Genomic DNA, 15,550 nt, shown 5'->3' with positions numbered 1-15,550 from the left:
TTTGCAAAATTCTGAATCATTCTATTATACGGAGGTTACTATGACCAACAAGAGCTCGACAATCAACAAAAAATCTACTCGACCATACACTGCTCTCATCTGCCTATTCTTTCTTATGGGGGCATTGCTGCTGGGATGTGGCGCATCTGACAATCAGAGTGCAAACAGCAACACGATAGCATCTACAAAAACATCGGAAGCTGCCACAACTCGTGAATACACAGACTATAAGGGACATACAGTGAATATTCCCACGACTCCTCGGCGCATTGTTTACTTTGGAGAAAACTATGGGGATTTATTGGTTTTAGGCGTACAAGCTGTAGGTACATCAACTTCTATGATTGAAGGCAAGGTTTACGAAAAGCAGGTTCAGAACGTGGCTGATCTGGGGTTCCCGATTAATTTGGAAAAAGCCTTGGAACTACAGCCTGACCTGATCATTACCGCCGATACAGATGAAAAGCAATACGCAGCGTTAACAAAAATTGCACCTACAATTATGTTCGATACCTTTGCTCCGTTAAACGAACGTTTGCTGCATCTCGGAGACATTGTGAACAAGAAAAAGGACGCTGAAGATTGGCTTGCCCAATATAAAATAAAGGAAGCGGAGATGTGGACCAAACTTCACGCAGAAGGTGTTAAGGCGGGGGAAACTGCTTCAGTCTTTACCTACTATCCAGGTGACCGTTTATTCGCAATGGGACGGACAGGACTGTCACAAATACTGTATGAAAAGAATGGTTTCAAACCTACCCCTCCTATCCAGAAAGCACTGGATGAAGACAAAGGATTTGTACAAATATCTCAGGAAGTGATCGGACAATACGCTGGAGATCGGATTTTCATACTAAGAACACCAAGTTCAGAAGCCGAACAATCCACCGAACAGTTAATGAAAAGCAAGCTGTGGCTCCAGCTCCCTGCTGTCAAACAGGGTCGTGTGTACACTCAGGATATTGGCAAAACTGAAAGTGATGCTTCCACTCGAGAATGGCTGCTGAAGGAATTGCCCAAGCTCATCAGATAAAATTGGAGAAGCTTATCGACACTTGTTGATAGGCTTCTTTTTTGTTGAACCTAAAGGAGGTATACTCATATATACATGATAACCATTCTCAATAAAAGGAGCAATACTGTGAACCAGTCTTCGTCGTCCGTATATCCTCCTCCGTTCAGCTCACTGCTTTTTCATTTTAAAGAAATTGCGTTGATTGGTGAGCCTACCGATGAATTATTATCACGTCCCAGTTCATATCACTGTCTTCTTATGTTCATCAGTGGGACAGGGATGGTGGACATTGGCCCAGAGCAGTATCTATTCCATACAGGTCATGGGTATTGGCTAGCTCCAGGTGAATCCTATCAAATCGCTCCCCTGAATGGAACTGTACCTGAATACTACAAAATCACGTTTGAGGTCATCGCTTTGACGTCGGAACCACAAGCGGACATGGCCTTGGCTGAACACGCAGCGCGCATGCCGTCCATATATCATGGAGCTGTCCTGCCGGAACCGCGCGAATACATCGTCTCCTCTTCTTCCTCCAAACTTATTCAGTTGATTGAAGAGTTATTTTATAGTACCCAACAAACGGTACAGCCGCATAACCAAACATCCGTATTACGGCAGCAAATCATGTTTCAAGAGTTGCTCTTGCTGTGGCAGGAAGACCACACCGATATTGATCAAAACAATACCTCTAATCCGGCATTGCCAGCATCGGTAGAAGGCACTCTCTCATATATGGAAAACAACTATGAAAAGCCCATTACCGTCAAGCAGCTTGCCGAGCAGGCGAACGTTTCCATATGGCAATACTCACAAATGTTTCGTAAAATCACAGGCAAAAAGCCGCTGCATTACCTCACTGAGCTGCGCTTGAATCATGCCAAGCGGCTGCTGCTGGATTGCAAACGGCCTTTACGTGAAATAGCCCGTCAGGTTGGTTTCTCTGACGAATATTATTTTAATCGACGGTTTAGGCAAATGACCGGGATTCCCCCTGGCAAGTACGCACTTTCTGTCTCCGGTTCTGTGCGCGTCAAGGATTGGACGGGCCACCATATTCATATTCCGCGTCGAGCAAGCCGCATCATCTATCATGGAGAAACGATGGGCGATCTATTGGCATTAGGGGCCAAAGCCATCGGCGGAAGTCTGCAACTCAGTGAATACAGTGTCTATAAACATCGTCTTGTGAATGTTGCCGATGTAGGCCTTCCACTGGATGCCCGCTTGACCAGTGCTCTTGATCCTGATCTAATTATCATCGCCAATTCGGACGAACAGGAATATAAGCGCATTGCCAGCATCGCCCCCACCGTCACCTTCAACTCCTTCGCCACGCTGGAGGAACGGATGCGTACACTTGGCGCCTGGCTCGGTAAGGAGCGAGAGGCCGAACGCTGGTTGTCTACCTTCACAGCCCGTAATCTGGCAATGTGGCAGCAGCTCGGTACGCAAATCACAGCCGGAGAAACGGCCTCCGTCTTCATCTTCGATCATGGTGATCGGCTCTTTGTCATGGGTATGTCCGGATTCTCGTCGGCCCTCTACCACCCCCAGGGCTTTCAGCCCGTTGAACCGATCCAAAGGGTGCTCGACGAGGGACACGGCTTCGCGGAAATAGATCCAAGCGAATTGCCTGATTACGCCGGGGACCGCATTTTTATGCTTGTCCCGACAGCCCCAGAATCCAAGCGTACGCTGGAACGCATGGTCAGCAGCCCTCTCTGGCGCAGCCTCCCTGCTGTACGTCAAGGCCGGGTATATTTCGTAGAAACTGAACGCTGGAACTGGAGCGATGCCATAACCCGACAAAAACTGCTTACTGCACTGCCCAAACTGCTTGGCACTTCATCCTGAGAAGCTGCCATTTTCTAAAGATACTACATTAGACCTTGAATGCTTCCATCTGCCTCCAGCGACATATGCTCAGCTGCTGGGGATTTGGGCAATCCTGGCATCGTCATAGTATTGCCTGTTTCCACGACCACAAAGCCTGCCCCTGCAGACAAAGCAACGCTGGACACGCGAATGGTAAAGCCTTCCGGTGCACCTAGCAGAGAAGGTTGATCTGAGAAAGAATACGGCGTTTTGGCCATGCATACAGGCAGTTGTCCAAAACCAAGCTGCTCCATACCGGCCAACGCCCGTTTGGCCGCAGGAGTGTAAGCTACCTCTGCCGCACCGTAAATCTCCTTCGCAATAACACTAATTTTCGCTTGCAAACCAAGGGTATGCTCATACAATGGTGCAAAATGGGCTTTGTCCTCCTGGAGCAGGTTGAGCAGGCTTTGGGCCAGCTTTTCTCCCCCTTGGCTTCCCTGTGCCCACACCTGTGACAACTCTACGGATACTCCCAGCTTGCGGCATTCCGAGAAAATCAGTTCCAGCTCGGCTTCGCTATCTGTTACAAAATGGTTGACCGCTACCAGTACTGGCACGCCAAACTTTTGCAAATTCCGTACATGCCGATTCATGTTGGCTAATCCAAGTTGCAATTGCTCCAGATTTTCTGCGTCCAGCTCATTTTTAGCTACACCGCCGTTATATTTCAGCGCTTTGACGGTTACGACCAACAGAGCCGCATCTGGCTGCAAACCGGATTGACGGCACTTGATGTCAAAAAACTTTTCTGCCCCCAGCTCAGCCCCGAACCCAGCCTCCGTGACAACCACCTCTCCCAGCTTCAGGGCTAGCTTCGTACCGATCAAACTACTGCATCCATGCGCAATATTCGCAAAAGGTCCGCCGTGCACAATAACTGGAGTTCCCTCCAACGTTTGCACCAGATTGGGTTTCAATGCTTCCCGAAGCAGCACAGCCATACCTTCCACCGCATGTAGTTCCTCAGCTGTTACCGTTTCGCCATCTTCGTTATAACCAATCACCATCCGACCCAATCGCACTTTAAGATCGTCCATATCTTCACTTAAACATAATACGGCCATCACTTCTGAAGCCGAGGTAATCAGAAAACCACTTTCTCTCACTGCTCCATTACCTGACCCCAATCCGGTTACAATGTTTCGTAAACTCCGGTCGTTCATATCGACAGCGCGTTTCCACACAATCCGCTCGGGTTTCAACCGCAAAGCATTTCCATGAAATAAGTGGTTATCGATCATCGCTGCCAGCAAATTATGCGCTGCCGAAATCGCGTGAATATCACCTGTAAAATGGAGGTTAATGTCTTCTGCTGGAACAATCTGGGCTTGTCCTCCCCCAGTTGCTCCTCCTTTCATGCCGAAGCAAGGGCCAAGGGACGGCTCACGTAACGCAGCAACGGTTTTATGCCCCAGCGCATTCAGCGCCTGCGACAGTCCAATGGTGGTCAGCGTTTTGCCTTCTCCCGCTGGCGTGGGGTTCATCGCCGTAACCAGCACCAGCTTTCCATTCGGACGATCCTTTAACTGCTCCCACAGGGACGGGTTCAGCTTTGCTTTATATTTTCCATACGTCTCTAGATGTTCTTCTTCAATTCCTGCTTCTTTGGCTATATCAATAATCCTCTTCATCTTTCGTTATGTACCCCCCGTTTTATAAGTCTGACCGATGGTGTCAAACCCTGTATCGTTTTATTTTACCAAAGTGTGCCGCTTATTGCGCTATGATTCATTTCATCGCAAGCGTTGCTATCATGTGAGTTATTAAAAAAGAGCCTCCCCCGCCCGTATGGACTTTGGTGGATGCCCTTTTGATACGTCTCGTTTAACAAACAGCTCTCAAATTAACCTGCAAAGTTAGCAGCGTAATTTTCAGCAATAAATCCCTTAGAAATCAGGATAGATTGGGATTTCTTAGTAGCAGGGCCATAGCCTTGGGACAGCAGATCATTAATATGTAAGCGATTATAAATGAAGCAAAATACAAAGTTGGACGCCCCACTCGTAAGGATCGATACCAGAAAAATAATAACAGCCCACTTCCAATCCCCTCTAAACAACGCAGGGAAAAAACCGAAAAAGAGCGTAGTCCATGAAAAACCTACTTTGCGTTCCTTGATCATTCCAGTTTTATTTCTTAATTTAATCTTCATTTACCCCTTACCTCTCTTTATATAGTCTTTTAGAACTATATTAGATTATATAGGACAGAGGGAATAAATGGAACTCATTTCGTAAAATCATAAATTTCTCAAATACGCTCTAGTTTATAATGCTTTTCCAGCACTTCTTTAAAAACATCAACAGGGTACTTGTATTCAACAGTTTTGAAAACAATCCGGTTATTCCACTGGTTTTTTTCCAGCTCGCACCCATGCTCCATATCCAGTTCCTTCATAATAAATATAATCTCATCTAAGGTTACCAACACACTATGTCTATTCGTCGTAGTTGCCAGCATCTGCTCGCCTTCCTGTGTGTATGCCTTCACGATCTGCTCATCAAACCCTTCGCTGATCATTAATTCCTTCAAGGCTTGTATAAAAAGAGTCGGCAAGTTTTTGTACTGCGATTTTTTAATCCCAAACAGCGTGATGCTTAAGCGGGATATATCATGCATAAACACTATATTTTTTCTTCGATTCAGTAAAAATAAGCTGGCATGCCAACTATTTAAAGGCGGATAAATATCAACTTGAAGTGGTTCAGTCTCCCATTCCTTCAGCAGTTTTTGTGTTCCTCGTATGACAAACATCGTTGCTCTCCTTTATTGACGCTCCTGTACCGCAGCGTGATTCGACATACCTGATTTCTTGTATAAAGCATGTCACGTATATCATAACATCGTATTCCAAACACCGGATTATAAACTCTTTCAGTATAATAGAGGAAAGATATATTGCCAGACACAGCTGATTACGTAACTCCCTGGGACGATCCAGGGAGTTTCCATTTTTTCTTTGGATATTTTTTATGGAAATCCCCTCCACTGCTCTATATAATTCAGGTACAGTTCGTCACACGAGCTTAATCTAAAAATTAGGGGTGTTCCACACCTATGCCACAGCATATTTTACTTATTGAAGACGATCTATCCATTGCCGAAATGCTACTTAAAGCACTCACTAAGGAAGGATACAGCCTAACCACTGCCTATGACGGGGAAGAGGGGCTTCTTGCCTTTGATCGTCATACCTATGATCTGGTACTGGTGGATTTGATGATGCCGAAGGTGGACGGTATGGAGGTGATTCGACGAATTCGTACCCATAGCGCCGTCCCGATTCTGATTATGTCAGCCAAGGACAGCGACGTGGATAAAGCGCTTGGACTGGGCTTTGGGGCAGACGATTATATTGCCAAACCTTTTTCAATGCTGGAAATGACCGCTCGTATTCAGTCCGCGATCCGCAGATCTACTACATATGCCCGTCAGCAACAGCAGGAGGAACAGCCGCAAGCACAAGTTTTGACCTACGGCAGTCTGTGCATTGATTTTGATCATTTTACAGTCATACGCAATGAAAACGAAATTCAACTAACAGCCAAAGAATCCGATATTTTGAAGCTGTTTGTAGCCAATCCAAACCGGGTATTTACAAAAGCACAATTATACGGATTTATTTGGAAGGACGATTATATGGGCGACGAGAACGTGATTAACGTCCATATTCGCCGCCTGCGTGAGAAAATTGAAGAAGATCCCTCTCATCCTGTCCACATTAAAACGCTATGGGGCATTGGCTACAAATGGGAGAATGGCTGATATGAACATCGAAAACATTTCTGAATGGATTGTCGGTCTCATCATGTCAGTCGTTATAGTATGGCTTTGGCGGGAGCGTATGGCCAATAAGCGCAAAATAAGGGATATCCGAGCCCTACTAGAGCGAATAGTGACGGTGAATCATGCGGAAAAGCTGCTATATGTCACAGGTGACGTTGAACTGCAACGACTCATGACGGAAATTAATCGACTGCTGGACTTGAATCTCAGAGTGTCTGCAGATTACAACCGTAGCCAAATTGCTATGCGCAAAATGATTTCGAACATTTCACACGATCTCAAGACCCCGCTTACGGTTGTGCTTGGATATGCCGAGATGCTGGATGGCGATCCGACTATTTTGCCGGAAGAACGTATAAAGCTGCTATCCAAAATTCATCAAAAGACAAGCGAAGCGATTGAGTTGATCGGAAGCTTTTTTAATTTGGCGAAACTGGAAGCTAATGATACGGATATTCCGTTGACACGACTGGAAGTGGGAGAACTGTGCAGACGCAGCATTTTAGAGTTTTATGACCTGCTGACTGCACAGGGGTTTACTGTGCATATTGAGATCCCGGAGTACCCCATTCATGCCTTGGGGAACGAAGGAGCGATTGGGCGGGTGCTGAATAATCTGATCTCGAACGCCATTCGCTACGGGGCAGATGGACGGACGCTAGGCCTGACGCTGTCAGAACAGCAGGATACAGTGCGTATAGAGGTATGGGATCGTGGCAAAGGCATACAGGAATCTGAGCAAGATAAAGTTTTTGAACGTATGTACACACTGGAGGACTCCCGCAATAAGGCGGTACAAGGCAGCGGACTGGGCCTTACGATTGCCAAACGTCTGGTTGAAACGATGAACGGAGAAATTCAATTGACCAGTAGACCTTATGAGCGGACAGTCTTCTCTTTTACATTGAAGAAAATCAACTATTAATCGAACTCAACATACTCAACTTAATAAATTTGTAAGAATCACGAAAGAAAAATGAACATTTCGCCCTTTATCCTTGAATTATCAGCAGTATACGAAGGGAGAACACCCATGACTTACGTAATACGTACACATCAGTTGACCAAAGCCCTGAAGGGCAACGAAATTGTAGCAGGAGTCAGCATGAATGTGCGCAAGGGAGAAACCTATGGCTTTCTCGGCCCCAACGGGGCAGGCAAGACAACGATAATGAAAATGATTACGAATTTACTCAAGCCAACATCGGGTGAAATTGAATTATTCGGTGAAAAACTAACGCCAAAATCGTATCATCTGCTCGGACGGATGGGTTCGATTATTGAATACCCGATTTTTTATGACAGGCTGACGGCGCAGCAAAATCTGGAACTTCATTGTGAATACATGGGCTACTATAATAAGCAGGCTGTCCGAGATGCCCTAGAATTAGTGAACTTGCAGAATGCGGGTGACAAGTCGGTAAAAGACTTTTCACTGGGAATGAAACAGCGCCTCGGGATTGCCCGCGCTATTGCGACTAAGCCAGAGCTACTCATTTTGGATGAACCGATTAATGGTCTGGACCCCGTGGGAATCAAGGAAATCCGCCAATTATTCCACATGCTATGCAAGGAATATGGGATGACTCTGCTCGTGTCCAGTCATATTTTAGCGGAAATAGAGCAGATTGCGGATACGGTAGGCGTGATTAATCACGGAAGGCTGATTGAGGAAGTGTCGATGGAGCAGGTGCGGGAAACCAATACGGAATACATTGAATTTACGACCAACGATTGTAAAAAGGCGGCCTACGTCCTCTCCCATCATCTGAATCTGAATAATATAAGGGTGCTCAATGAACAGAGTATACGTATTTACGATTCAAATGTACCGCAGAAGCAAATTACGAAGACGCTCATTTTAAATGATATAGAAGTGGATTCCATTCATCAGAAAAGCAGTACGCTGGAAGACTACTTTTTGCGGCTGTTAAACGGAGGTGATCTTCATGCTTAAGTTGATGCAACTGGAGCTCAAAAAATTTCATCTGGCGGGTTATATCCGTTCAGCACTGATCGCCAATGCATGCATTCTTGGGCTGCTCTGTATCATCGCGCTGGACAGCCAAAGTACAGGAATACCCGAATTTACACAGTACACTCAGCTTCTCGATCTCATGGACATGCTGGTCAGAGCCACATTTATTGTGTTTGCCTCCGTTCTCCTGTGCCGCTTTATCGTAGGGGAATTTAAGTCCAAATCGATTACGATCCTGTTCATGTATCCGATTCACCGTCAGAAGCTGATGATCGCCAAGCTCTTGGTTGTGCTGCTGTTTACCTTCTTGTCTATTATTATTTCGGAAATAATCATTACGGCTGCTATTCATCTGCTCAACCAGTTTGTCTTGATTGTACCCGATAACCTTACTCTTTCGATACTGGGTCAACAATCAGCACGGACGCTGATCAATGCCGTTGCTGCCAGCTTTATGGGACTGGTTCCGCTGTATATGGGGATGCGAAGATACTCTGTACCTACTACCATTGTGACCTCAATCCTGATTGTAGCATTGCTTTTCTCTAATAATAACGGCGCTACACTTAGCTCCATAGCCCCCGTGCAAATAGGCTTCTCTATACTGGGAATGCTGGTGGCTTATGCGGCGATTCGACGCATTGAGTATAAGGATATTACTTCATAGTATGTAACTTAGTAAAACGCTTTCGAAAAATAGATGAAAATCATTGTTAGATATACACACATTTTTCACTGGACTTCATTCTAAAACAGGTATATCCTATAGGAGAAATTAAAAAACGGAATAAGGATCTTCGGGGTAGGGTGTGATTCCCAACCGGCGGTATGGCTCATGGAGCTAAGCCCGCGACTCTGTATCTGGCAACAGGATACGGACTGATTTGGTGAGATGCCAAAGCCGACGGTAAAGTCCGGATGGAAGAAGATCGAAATATCAACATGCCGCGAAGTGGATGAATGCTGCGTTATGGGTTTTGCAGTTGCAGTAACTTCATTTAACTTGCATAAAGCGGCAAGTTTATTTGATCAACCCCCGTCTTGCATGGCCTTTCGCCATGGACGGGGGTTTTTGTGCCACCGGTCCTGTATTCGCAAGGAGCTAATTGAGTATGAGTCAATCTTCTACTGTACTAACATCCAAAGGTTTTGATCATAGCTCCCACATGAAAAGCGGTTTTTGGCTGGTCGCAATTGGGGCAGCCTTGTGGGGCGCTGATCCGCTGTTTCGTATTATTTTGCTAAAATCATTTACTTCAACACAAATTGTACTAATGGAGCATGTGCTGCTCTTCCTCGCTCTGACACCGATGCTGTGGAAGCATCGTGAGGAACTCAAAGCGGTACGGCTTCGTCAAGTTTTCGCTATTTTGTTCGTCTCGTGGGGCGGCTCGGCTCTGGCCAGCGTGATTTTTACCATGGCGCTCAGCAACGGTGATCTGAATGCTGTACTCTTACTCCAGAAGCTTCAACCATTGGTCGCTATTATTCTGGCCCGCGTTATATTGAAGGAAATGCTGCCGCGTCATTTTGGATTATTAATTGTCGTCGCTCTGTTCGGGACGTATCTTCTGACCTTCGGTTGGTCGCTCCCCTTCGGGCATGTTCGTGATTTTGTCCAGGTCGGTAGTCTACTTGCACTGGGTGCAGCGGTTCTGTGGGGCGGTTCGACAGTCATGGGAAGCTACTTGCTTCGTTCAATGAAATATGAAACGGTAACCTCCCTCCGCTTCATGGTGGCGCTCCCTCTGCTAATTGTCCTCACCTCTGTAGAGCATGCGCCATGGAATATGCCTGCCGGTACATGGGCAGGCGCAGCTGTGATTATCAACTTGCTATTGCAGGCATTGCTTCCGGGTCTTCTTAGCTTATTGCTGTATTACAAAGGCTTAAGTACGACCAAAGCGTCTTATGCTACGATGGCAGAATTGAGCTTTCCCATGGTGGGTGTCGTGATTAATTGGATCGCATTTCAGCAAATCGTTACTGTAGCGCAATTGACTGGTTTTATGCTCATCTGGATTACGCTCTTTATGATTTCACGTCAGCAAAAAAATTAACAGTTCAATGTCCCCTTCATGACTCACCCAAGCCAAATTGTGAAGATGCTTTTGCATCTCCGATTTGGCTTTTTATGTGTTCGCATTAATATTAATCATAGTTCTTTAGACCTGTTTTTCAAAAAAAGTGTCTAAAATATGCTACTATTTCTCGTTTCCCAATGATTACATCTATAAAATTCGTCGGTTTATGTCGAATAAAACAATGTAGTGATCATCAGACACAGAGGAGCAAGAACTATGACTAAAACAAAACAAACAGTTCCGTGGTGGAACAGGTTTCTCAAGCAGTTTTATTTAATGAGGACAAGATTAATAATATCTTTTTTAGCTGTGTTATTGATTCCGAGCGTACTTATCGGGTACTTTTCTTATCAGGGGGCTACGACACAACTCAGTCAGCAAATGGGCGGTTCCGTATACACGAATCTGTATCTGATCCGGAGCAATGTCAATCAGTATGTAGCGCCTATTATGAAAGACCTGGACGTGCTTACCACTGAAATCAATTCTGATTCCATTGGTACCAACCAAGAGACCCTTCAGAAAAAGTTAGATGTTATCGTCAAGGCTCACCCCGAGCTAGATGCAGCGCTTCTCGGCAATGAGAAGGGGCAATACATACGTTCGCCGAAAAAACAGGAGTCCGATTATGATCCCAGGGAGAGAAAATGGTACAAAAACGCGATGCTGGAAAAGGGTAAAGTATTCGTCGGTGTTCCAGTTGCCAGCGTCACGACAGGGAATTTAGTCGTTAATATATCGGGAACGCTGGAGGACGGTGAAGGAGCTGTTGCCCTGGCTTTGAACCTGGACAAAATGAGTGAAAGTCTGCAGTCTGTTAAGATTGGTGAGCGCGGAGGACTCATTATTGTTGATTCTGAACATAAAGTTGTATCTGGGACTGGAACAGCTTTCAACAAGACAGGCAAAAAAGCGGCTGACGCCATAGAAGGACTTCCCGAAGTGGCGACAACCGTCGAAAATGATACTCCTTCCATGTCGCAAATTCAATTTATGAATCGAGATATGCTGGCCTTTACACTTAAGGACCCTCTCACCGGTTGGAGCATTGTCGCACTGTCGGATCTGGAGGATTATAGTGATGCAGCCCAACCAATTCTGAAACAAAGCCTGATTGTGATTGTTATTTCCATACTTGCCGCGGCGATCATCATTGTGCTTATGGTCCGCTCATTCTTAATTCCGCTGCGCAAGCTGCAAGCAGGAACACGCATCGTCCGTGACGGAAATCTGACCGAACGTGTTAATCTATCCAGCAAGGATGAGTTCGGCGAACTGGCACAGAATTTTGACCAGATGACGCATTCCTTGCATACGATGGTCTCAGAGGTCAACCAAACCTCCTCCCGACTTGCTTCCTCTTCCCTGATAATCAAGGAAAGCACAGAGCAAACGACGGAGTCCGTACAACATGTAGCGGAAACGGTTATGGAATCCGCGGAAAATGCAGCCACCAGCGCCGAGGCATCCGAGCAGACCGCTAATGCCGTTGAAGAAATGGCGAAGGGTGTCAGCACCATTGCCGAATCGGCAAGCTCCATCGTGGATTCAGCAGGACAAACCGAGCATGATGTGGCTCAAGGCAGTCAAATGATCAGTAGTGTACGGACCCAAATGGACCGTATTCTGGAGGCTGTCAGCCAAACGGCTAGCCTAATGGATGAGCTATCCCAGCTCTCGGACGATGCGAAGCAGATGAATACGGCTATTGCCGCCATTGCCAAGCAAACCAATTTGTTGTCTCTGAACGCGTCTATTGAAGCTTCCAGAGCTGGCGAAGCCGGGCGTGGATTTGCCGTAGTCGCTATAGAGGTACGCAAGCTGTCTGAGCAATCCAAGGAAAGCGCGGATTCCATCAGTCAGATTATTACTCAGATGCTCGATTTGATTCAACGCTCTACCGCTACCATGAACGGTAATGTTCGTAACCAGGTAGGTGAAGGTATGCGTATTAGCCAAGATGCAGAAGGTGCATTTACGAATATTGAGCGCTCTACTTCTCATATCGTGGAACAAATTCAAAGTGTGTCCGCTGCTGCTGAACAAATCTCAGCCAGTACAGAGGAAGTCTCCGCCACTGTTACCCATTTGGCAAGCCTGTCTCGCAATTCGGCGGACAGCTCGCAGACAACATCTGCTGCTGCTCAGGAACAAATGGCAGCTATGGAGGAAATTTCCTCTTCGTCACAGGAGTTGTCCAACATGGCGCAGGATTTGCAACAGCTGGTTAAGCGATTTAAGATTTAACTTACTACTAACAAAAGCCTTCGTCCGTATACAAATTACGGGCGAAGGCTTTTTACATTTGAGTTCTTGATATGCTCTCTCTCTTGTTACTTATAGGGTCATCTGACCGGTTAAATGACGGCGTCTATCTCCTTCAGGGTCGTGCTCCACCTTAATATTCTGATGGAAAATAGCTGTAGTCCGCTCTTCTCTGTCGTACATCGGCCAAGCCCCCTCGGACAGCACTGGCTTCCCATCACGTGCAAAAGCAACCCATGCCTGCTGCATATCTTGAGCCAGCTTCTGCATCGAAGGTTGAATCTCTAATCCAAGCTTATCTAGCAGCTCCAGATTATCGAAAACAAACGCAATCTCTGCACCGTGAACCGCTTGTCCAAAGGTAGGATGCCCCGGCAATGTCCAATCAAAACGATACATCCATACAGGCGCATGCGCCGACTGTGCAACAGCAAGAGCCAACGCAGGACGCCAAAAAAATAGATCGGTCAACATTTGCGCCTGTCCCTCAATCGTAACCGGAAATGGTTCTATCAGGTCGCCGATGTCTGACATGCCCGTCATCATTTCCAATGCCTGTCTCGCTGTTGACTTGTTCATTAGATGGGATTCTTTTCGGATGAAATAGGCCCCCTCATGCAAGTTCGTTCCAATCAAAACGGAAACCTGCTTTGCTGAACCTTGCGCGATTGCAGACAGGGGTACATCTGGCAAGGTCACACCGTCCACAACGGGTTGATAGATCATCGCCATCCCTGGTCCGATGACTTCATGCGTCTTCGCCATCGCTAGCATCAGCGCATCTGTCGGCAGGCTAAACAACCTCTCTGGATGCTGAGTGTCCACACCCAGCTGCTGTAGATACACAGCCGTCACTTGCTCGGCCTGTGAAGTTGGCAATACCTGCGACGCACCGCTCTGCAAAATCGCACGCTGGAACAGTCCTTTAGCTGCTGGCATCGCCAATAAAGCGGCAATACTCATCGCGCCTGCTGATTCACCGAACACCGTCACTTCGTCCGGATTGCCACCAAAGGCAGAGATGTGATCCCTAACCCATTCCAGCGCAGCGATCTGATCCAGTAGTCCCGCATTAGAGGTCAGGCCATCTCCCTTTGGAGTCAGATGCAAAAACCCTAACGGCCCCAATCGATAATTGATCGTAACAACCACAACATCGCCATTCTTCGCCATGCGTTCCCCGTCATATAAAGGTATAATCCCGGACCCCGTGACAAAGGCACCGCCATGAATCCACACCATCACTGGACGTCCCTTCTCAGGAGTCTTCGAAGCAGGTGTCCAAACGTTCAGGTATAAGCAATCCTCTGACTGCTTAGGCGGTTCCACCAGATTTCCAGTCATACTTTCAGCGGATGGCATAGGTTGCGGACAGATTGGCCCAAAACTCGTCGCAGCCCGCACACCCTCCCAAGACTCCAAAGACTGGGGCGCGTGAAAACGTAGTTTTCCAATAGGAGGCTGTGCATATGGGATACCTTTCCACACATGATATCCATTTCCCGTTTCCCCACGTAATTGACCTAAACGAGTATGTACCGTAATACTTTCCATTATGAAGCCCCCTTTATTTCGTATGTTCAACACAACGGTATAATATCAATCTTTACATATCTCTATTATACCCTTTGCACACGGCCAAACCAAAAAATACCGGAAGCACTTTTGCGCTCCGGCATTTTTATAAACAAGATAGGGAAATAGCGATTAATCCCGAACTTCTTCTTTTGGAATCAGCTTGTAAATTTCTTCGCTTTCCATAGAGTCAATTAGTCGATCTAGCCACTTGTAATAAGCGACGGCCTGCTTCATTTTCATACGATCTTGCTGAAGAATCGCCTTAAATTCCTCGTACTCTTCACCCTGATTCATCAATCTGTCCAGCTCATCAATGGCTTTGCGCAACACCAGTAAATTTGTTTCTACCGCTTTTCTCCATTTAATAGCGAAGAAGTCAGTGAAGGTTTGATGCCAGTCATATTCGACTTCATACAAGTCTTTGCGTGAGCCCTTGCTCCATACCTTATTTACCATTTTCAGATCCAATAATGTTCGAACTCCTGTACTCATGCTCGTTTTGCTCATTTCCATTTCACGGCCCATCTCGTCCAGCGTCATCGGTTTATCCGCAAAAAAAAGCAAACCGTATAAATGCCCCGCAGACAAAGTAATCCCATACAGGTCCATGTTTTTACCTATAGCTTCTATGACACGTTTGCGAATTTTTTGCAGCGAAGCCTGCTGCTCATCACCTAACTGGTACAAGCTCATGCTTGCAACCTCCTAATTTTAGAGCATTTTGCACAACCTAGTATGAACGATTTACCCGTAAAAGATTAGCTTTGACGCAATATATGAAATCTTTCAACAATAAATGAAATGTTTCAAAAGCAAAGCTTCTGTCTATATTACAACAGCATGGGTCGTTCAAAATCATAATTCGCAAAATTGCTAATGATAGTAAACTTTTTAAATTATGGATATACATAAATCTTTTTCTTATGGTTATATTTCATTGTCTATTTTAAAAAAAGCACTATC

13 protein-coding genes and 1 riboswitch are annotated in these 15,550 nt (G+C 46.1%); of the genes, 8 read left to right on the top strand and 5 right to left on the bottom strand.

The genetic code is table 11. The annotated features are described in order from the left end of the window. Positions 1-40: 40 nt before the first annotated feature. A complete protein-coding gene (locus tag NSQ57_RS06595; protein WP_209949623.1) occupies positions 41-1,033 on the top strand; it encodes an ABC transporter substrate-binding protein in 993 nt (330 codons plus the stop codon). A gap of 108 nt (positions 1,034-1,141) precedes the next feature. Then, on the top strand, positions 1,142-2,872 hold the full coding sequence (locus NSQ57_RS06590) for an ABC transporter substrate-binding protein (protein ID WP_342425815.1): 1,731 nt from the start codon (positions 1,142-1,144) through the stop codon (positions 2,870-2,872). A gap of 23 nt (positions 2,873-2,895) precedes the next feature. Here NSQ57_RS06590 and NSQ57_RS06585 read toward each other — a convergent pair whose 3' ends face one another. The 3 genes from NSQ57_RS06585 to NSQ57_RS06575 all read right to left on the bottom strand — a co-directional run bounded on the left by NSQ57_RS06585 (position 2,896) and on the right by NSQ57_RS06575 (position 5,650). Next, on the bottom strand, positions 2,896-4,527 hold the full coding sequence (locus NSQ57_RS06585; protein ID WP_342425814.1) for a formate--tetrahydrofolate ligase: 1,632 nt from the start codon (positions 4,525-4,527) through the stop codon (positions 2,896-2,898). A gap of 212 nt (positions 4,528-4,739) precedes the next feature. Then, positions 4,740-5,048, bottom strand: a complete 309-nt coding sequence (locus NSQ57_RS06580) for a hypothetical protein (RefSeq protein WP_029516338.1) — start codon at positions 5,046-5,048, stop codon at positions 4,740-4,742. A 98-nt stretch (positions 5,049-5,146) separates the two neighbouring features. Further along, entirely contained in the window at positions 5,147-5,650 is a 504-nt protein-coding gene (locus tag NSQ57_RS06575; protein WP_029516337.1) for a hypothetical protein, read from the bottom strand. A gap of 303 nt (positions 5,651-5,953) precedes the next feature. Here NSQ57_RS06575 and NSQ57_RS06570 point away from each other — a divergent pair, with 303 nt between their 5' ends. The 6 genes from NSQ57_RS06570 to NSQ57_RS06545 all read left to right on the top strand — a co-directional run bounded on the left by NSQ57_RS06570 (position 5,954) and on the right by NSQ57_RS06545 (position 12,991). Then, positions 5,954-6,661: a response regulator transcription factor gene (locus NSQ57_RS06570; protein ID WP_342425813.1), complete on the top strand. Its 708-nt coding sequence runs from the start codon at positions 5,954-5,956 to the stop codon at positions 6,659-6,661. A 1-nt stretch (position 6,662) separates the two neighbouring features. Continuing rightward, positions 6,663-7,607, top strand: a complete 945-nt coding sequence (locus NSQ57_RS06565) for a sensor histidine kinase (RefSeq protein ID WP_049816929.1) — start codon at positions 6,663-6,665, stop codon at positions 7,605-7,607. 108 nt (positions 7,608-7,715) lie between these two features. Beyond that, positions 7,716-8,639: an ABC transporter ATP-binding protein gene (locus NSQ57_RS06560; protein WP_165144895.1), complete on the top strand. Its 924-nt coding sequence runs from the start codon at positions 7,716-7,718 to the stop codon at positions 8,637-8,639. Then, on the top strand, positions 8,632-9,327 hold the full coding sequence (locus NSQ57_RS06555; RefSeq protein ID WP_069011122.1) for an ABC transporter permease: 696 nt from the start codon (positions 8,632-8,634) through the stop codon (positions 9,325-9,327). The genes NSQ57_RS06560 and NSQ57_RS06555 overlap by 8 nt, the downstream gene beginning before the upstream one ends. 122 nt (positions 9,328-9,449) lie before the next feature. Beyond that, a riboswitch (FMN riboswitch) is annotated at positions 9,450-9,594 on the top strand. A gap of 178 nt (positions 9,595-9,772) precedes the next feature. Then, positions 9,773-10,720, top strand: coding sequence for a DMT family transporter (locus tag NSQ57_RS06550; protein ID WP_340954696.1), 948 nt, complete (start codon positions 9,773-9,775; stop codon positions 10,718-10,720). 240 nt (positions 10,721-10,960) lie between these two features. Continuing rightward, the gene (locus NSQ57_RS06545) at positions 10,961-12,991 is read left to right on the top strand and encodes a methyl-accepting chemotaxis protein (protein WP_340931642.1); all 2,031 of its coding nucleotides are present in this window, start codon (positions 10,961-10,963) and stop codon (positions 12,989-12,991) included. 90 nt (positions 12,992-13,081) lie between these two features. Here the strand turns inward: NSQ57_RS06545 and NSQ57_RS06540 are convergent, their stop codons facing one another. Both NSQ57_RS06540 and NSQ57_RS06535 read right to left on the bottom strand, forming a co-directional pair. Then, positions 13,082-14,563 carry a carboxylesterase/lipase family protein gene (locus tag NSQ57_RS06540; RefSeq protein WP_342425812.1) on the bottom strand — a complete coding sequence of 494 codons (1,482 nt, stop codon included), beginning with the start codon at positions 14,561-14,563 and terminating at the stop codon, positions 13,082-13,084. A 153-nt stretch (positions 14,564-14,716) separates the two neighbouring features. Continuing rightward, positions 14,717-15,280 carry a transcriptional regulator gene (locus NSQ57_RS06535; protein WP_028543060.1) on the bottom strand — a complete coding sequence of 188 codons (564 nt, stop codon included), beginning with the start codon at positions 15,278-15,280 and terminating at the stop codon, positions 14,717-14,719. Positions 15,281-15,550 lie beyond the last annotated feature (270 nt).

Origin of the sequence: Paenibacillus sp. FSL L8-0502 (assembly GCF_038593055.1) — a bacterium.
Classification (GTDB): Bacteria; Bacillota; Bacilli; order Paenibacillales; family Paenibacillaceae; genus Paenibacillus; species Paenibacillus polymyxa_D.
Note: the sequence above shows the minus strand (reverse complement) of the source record. Positions and strands in the feature narration are given on the sequence as shown.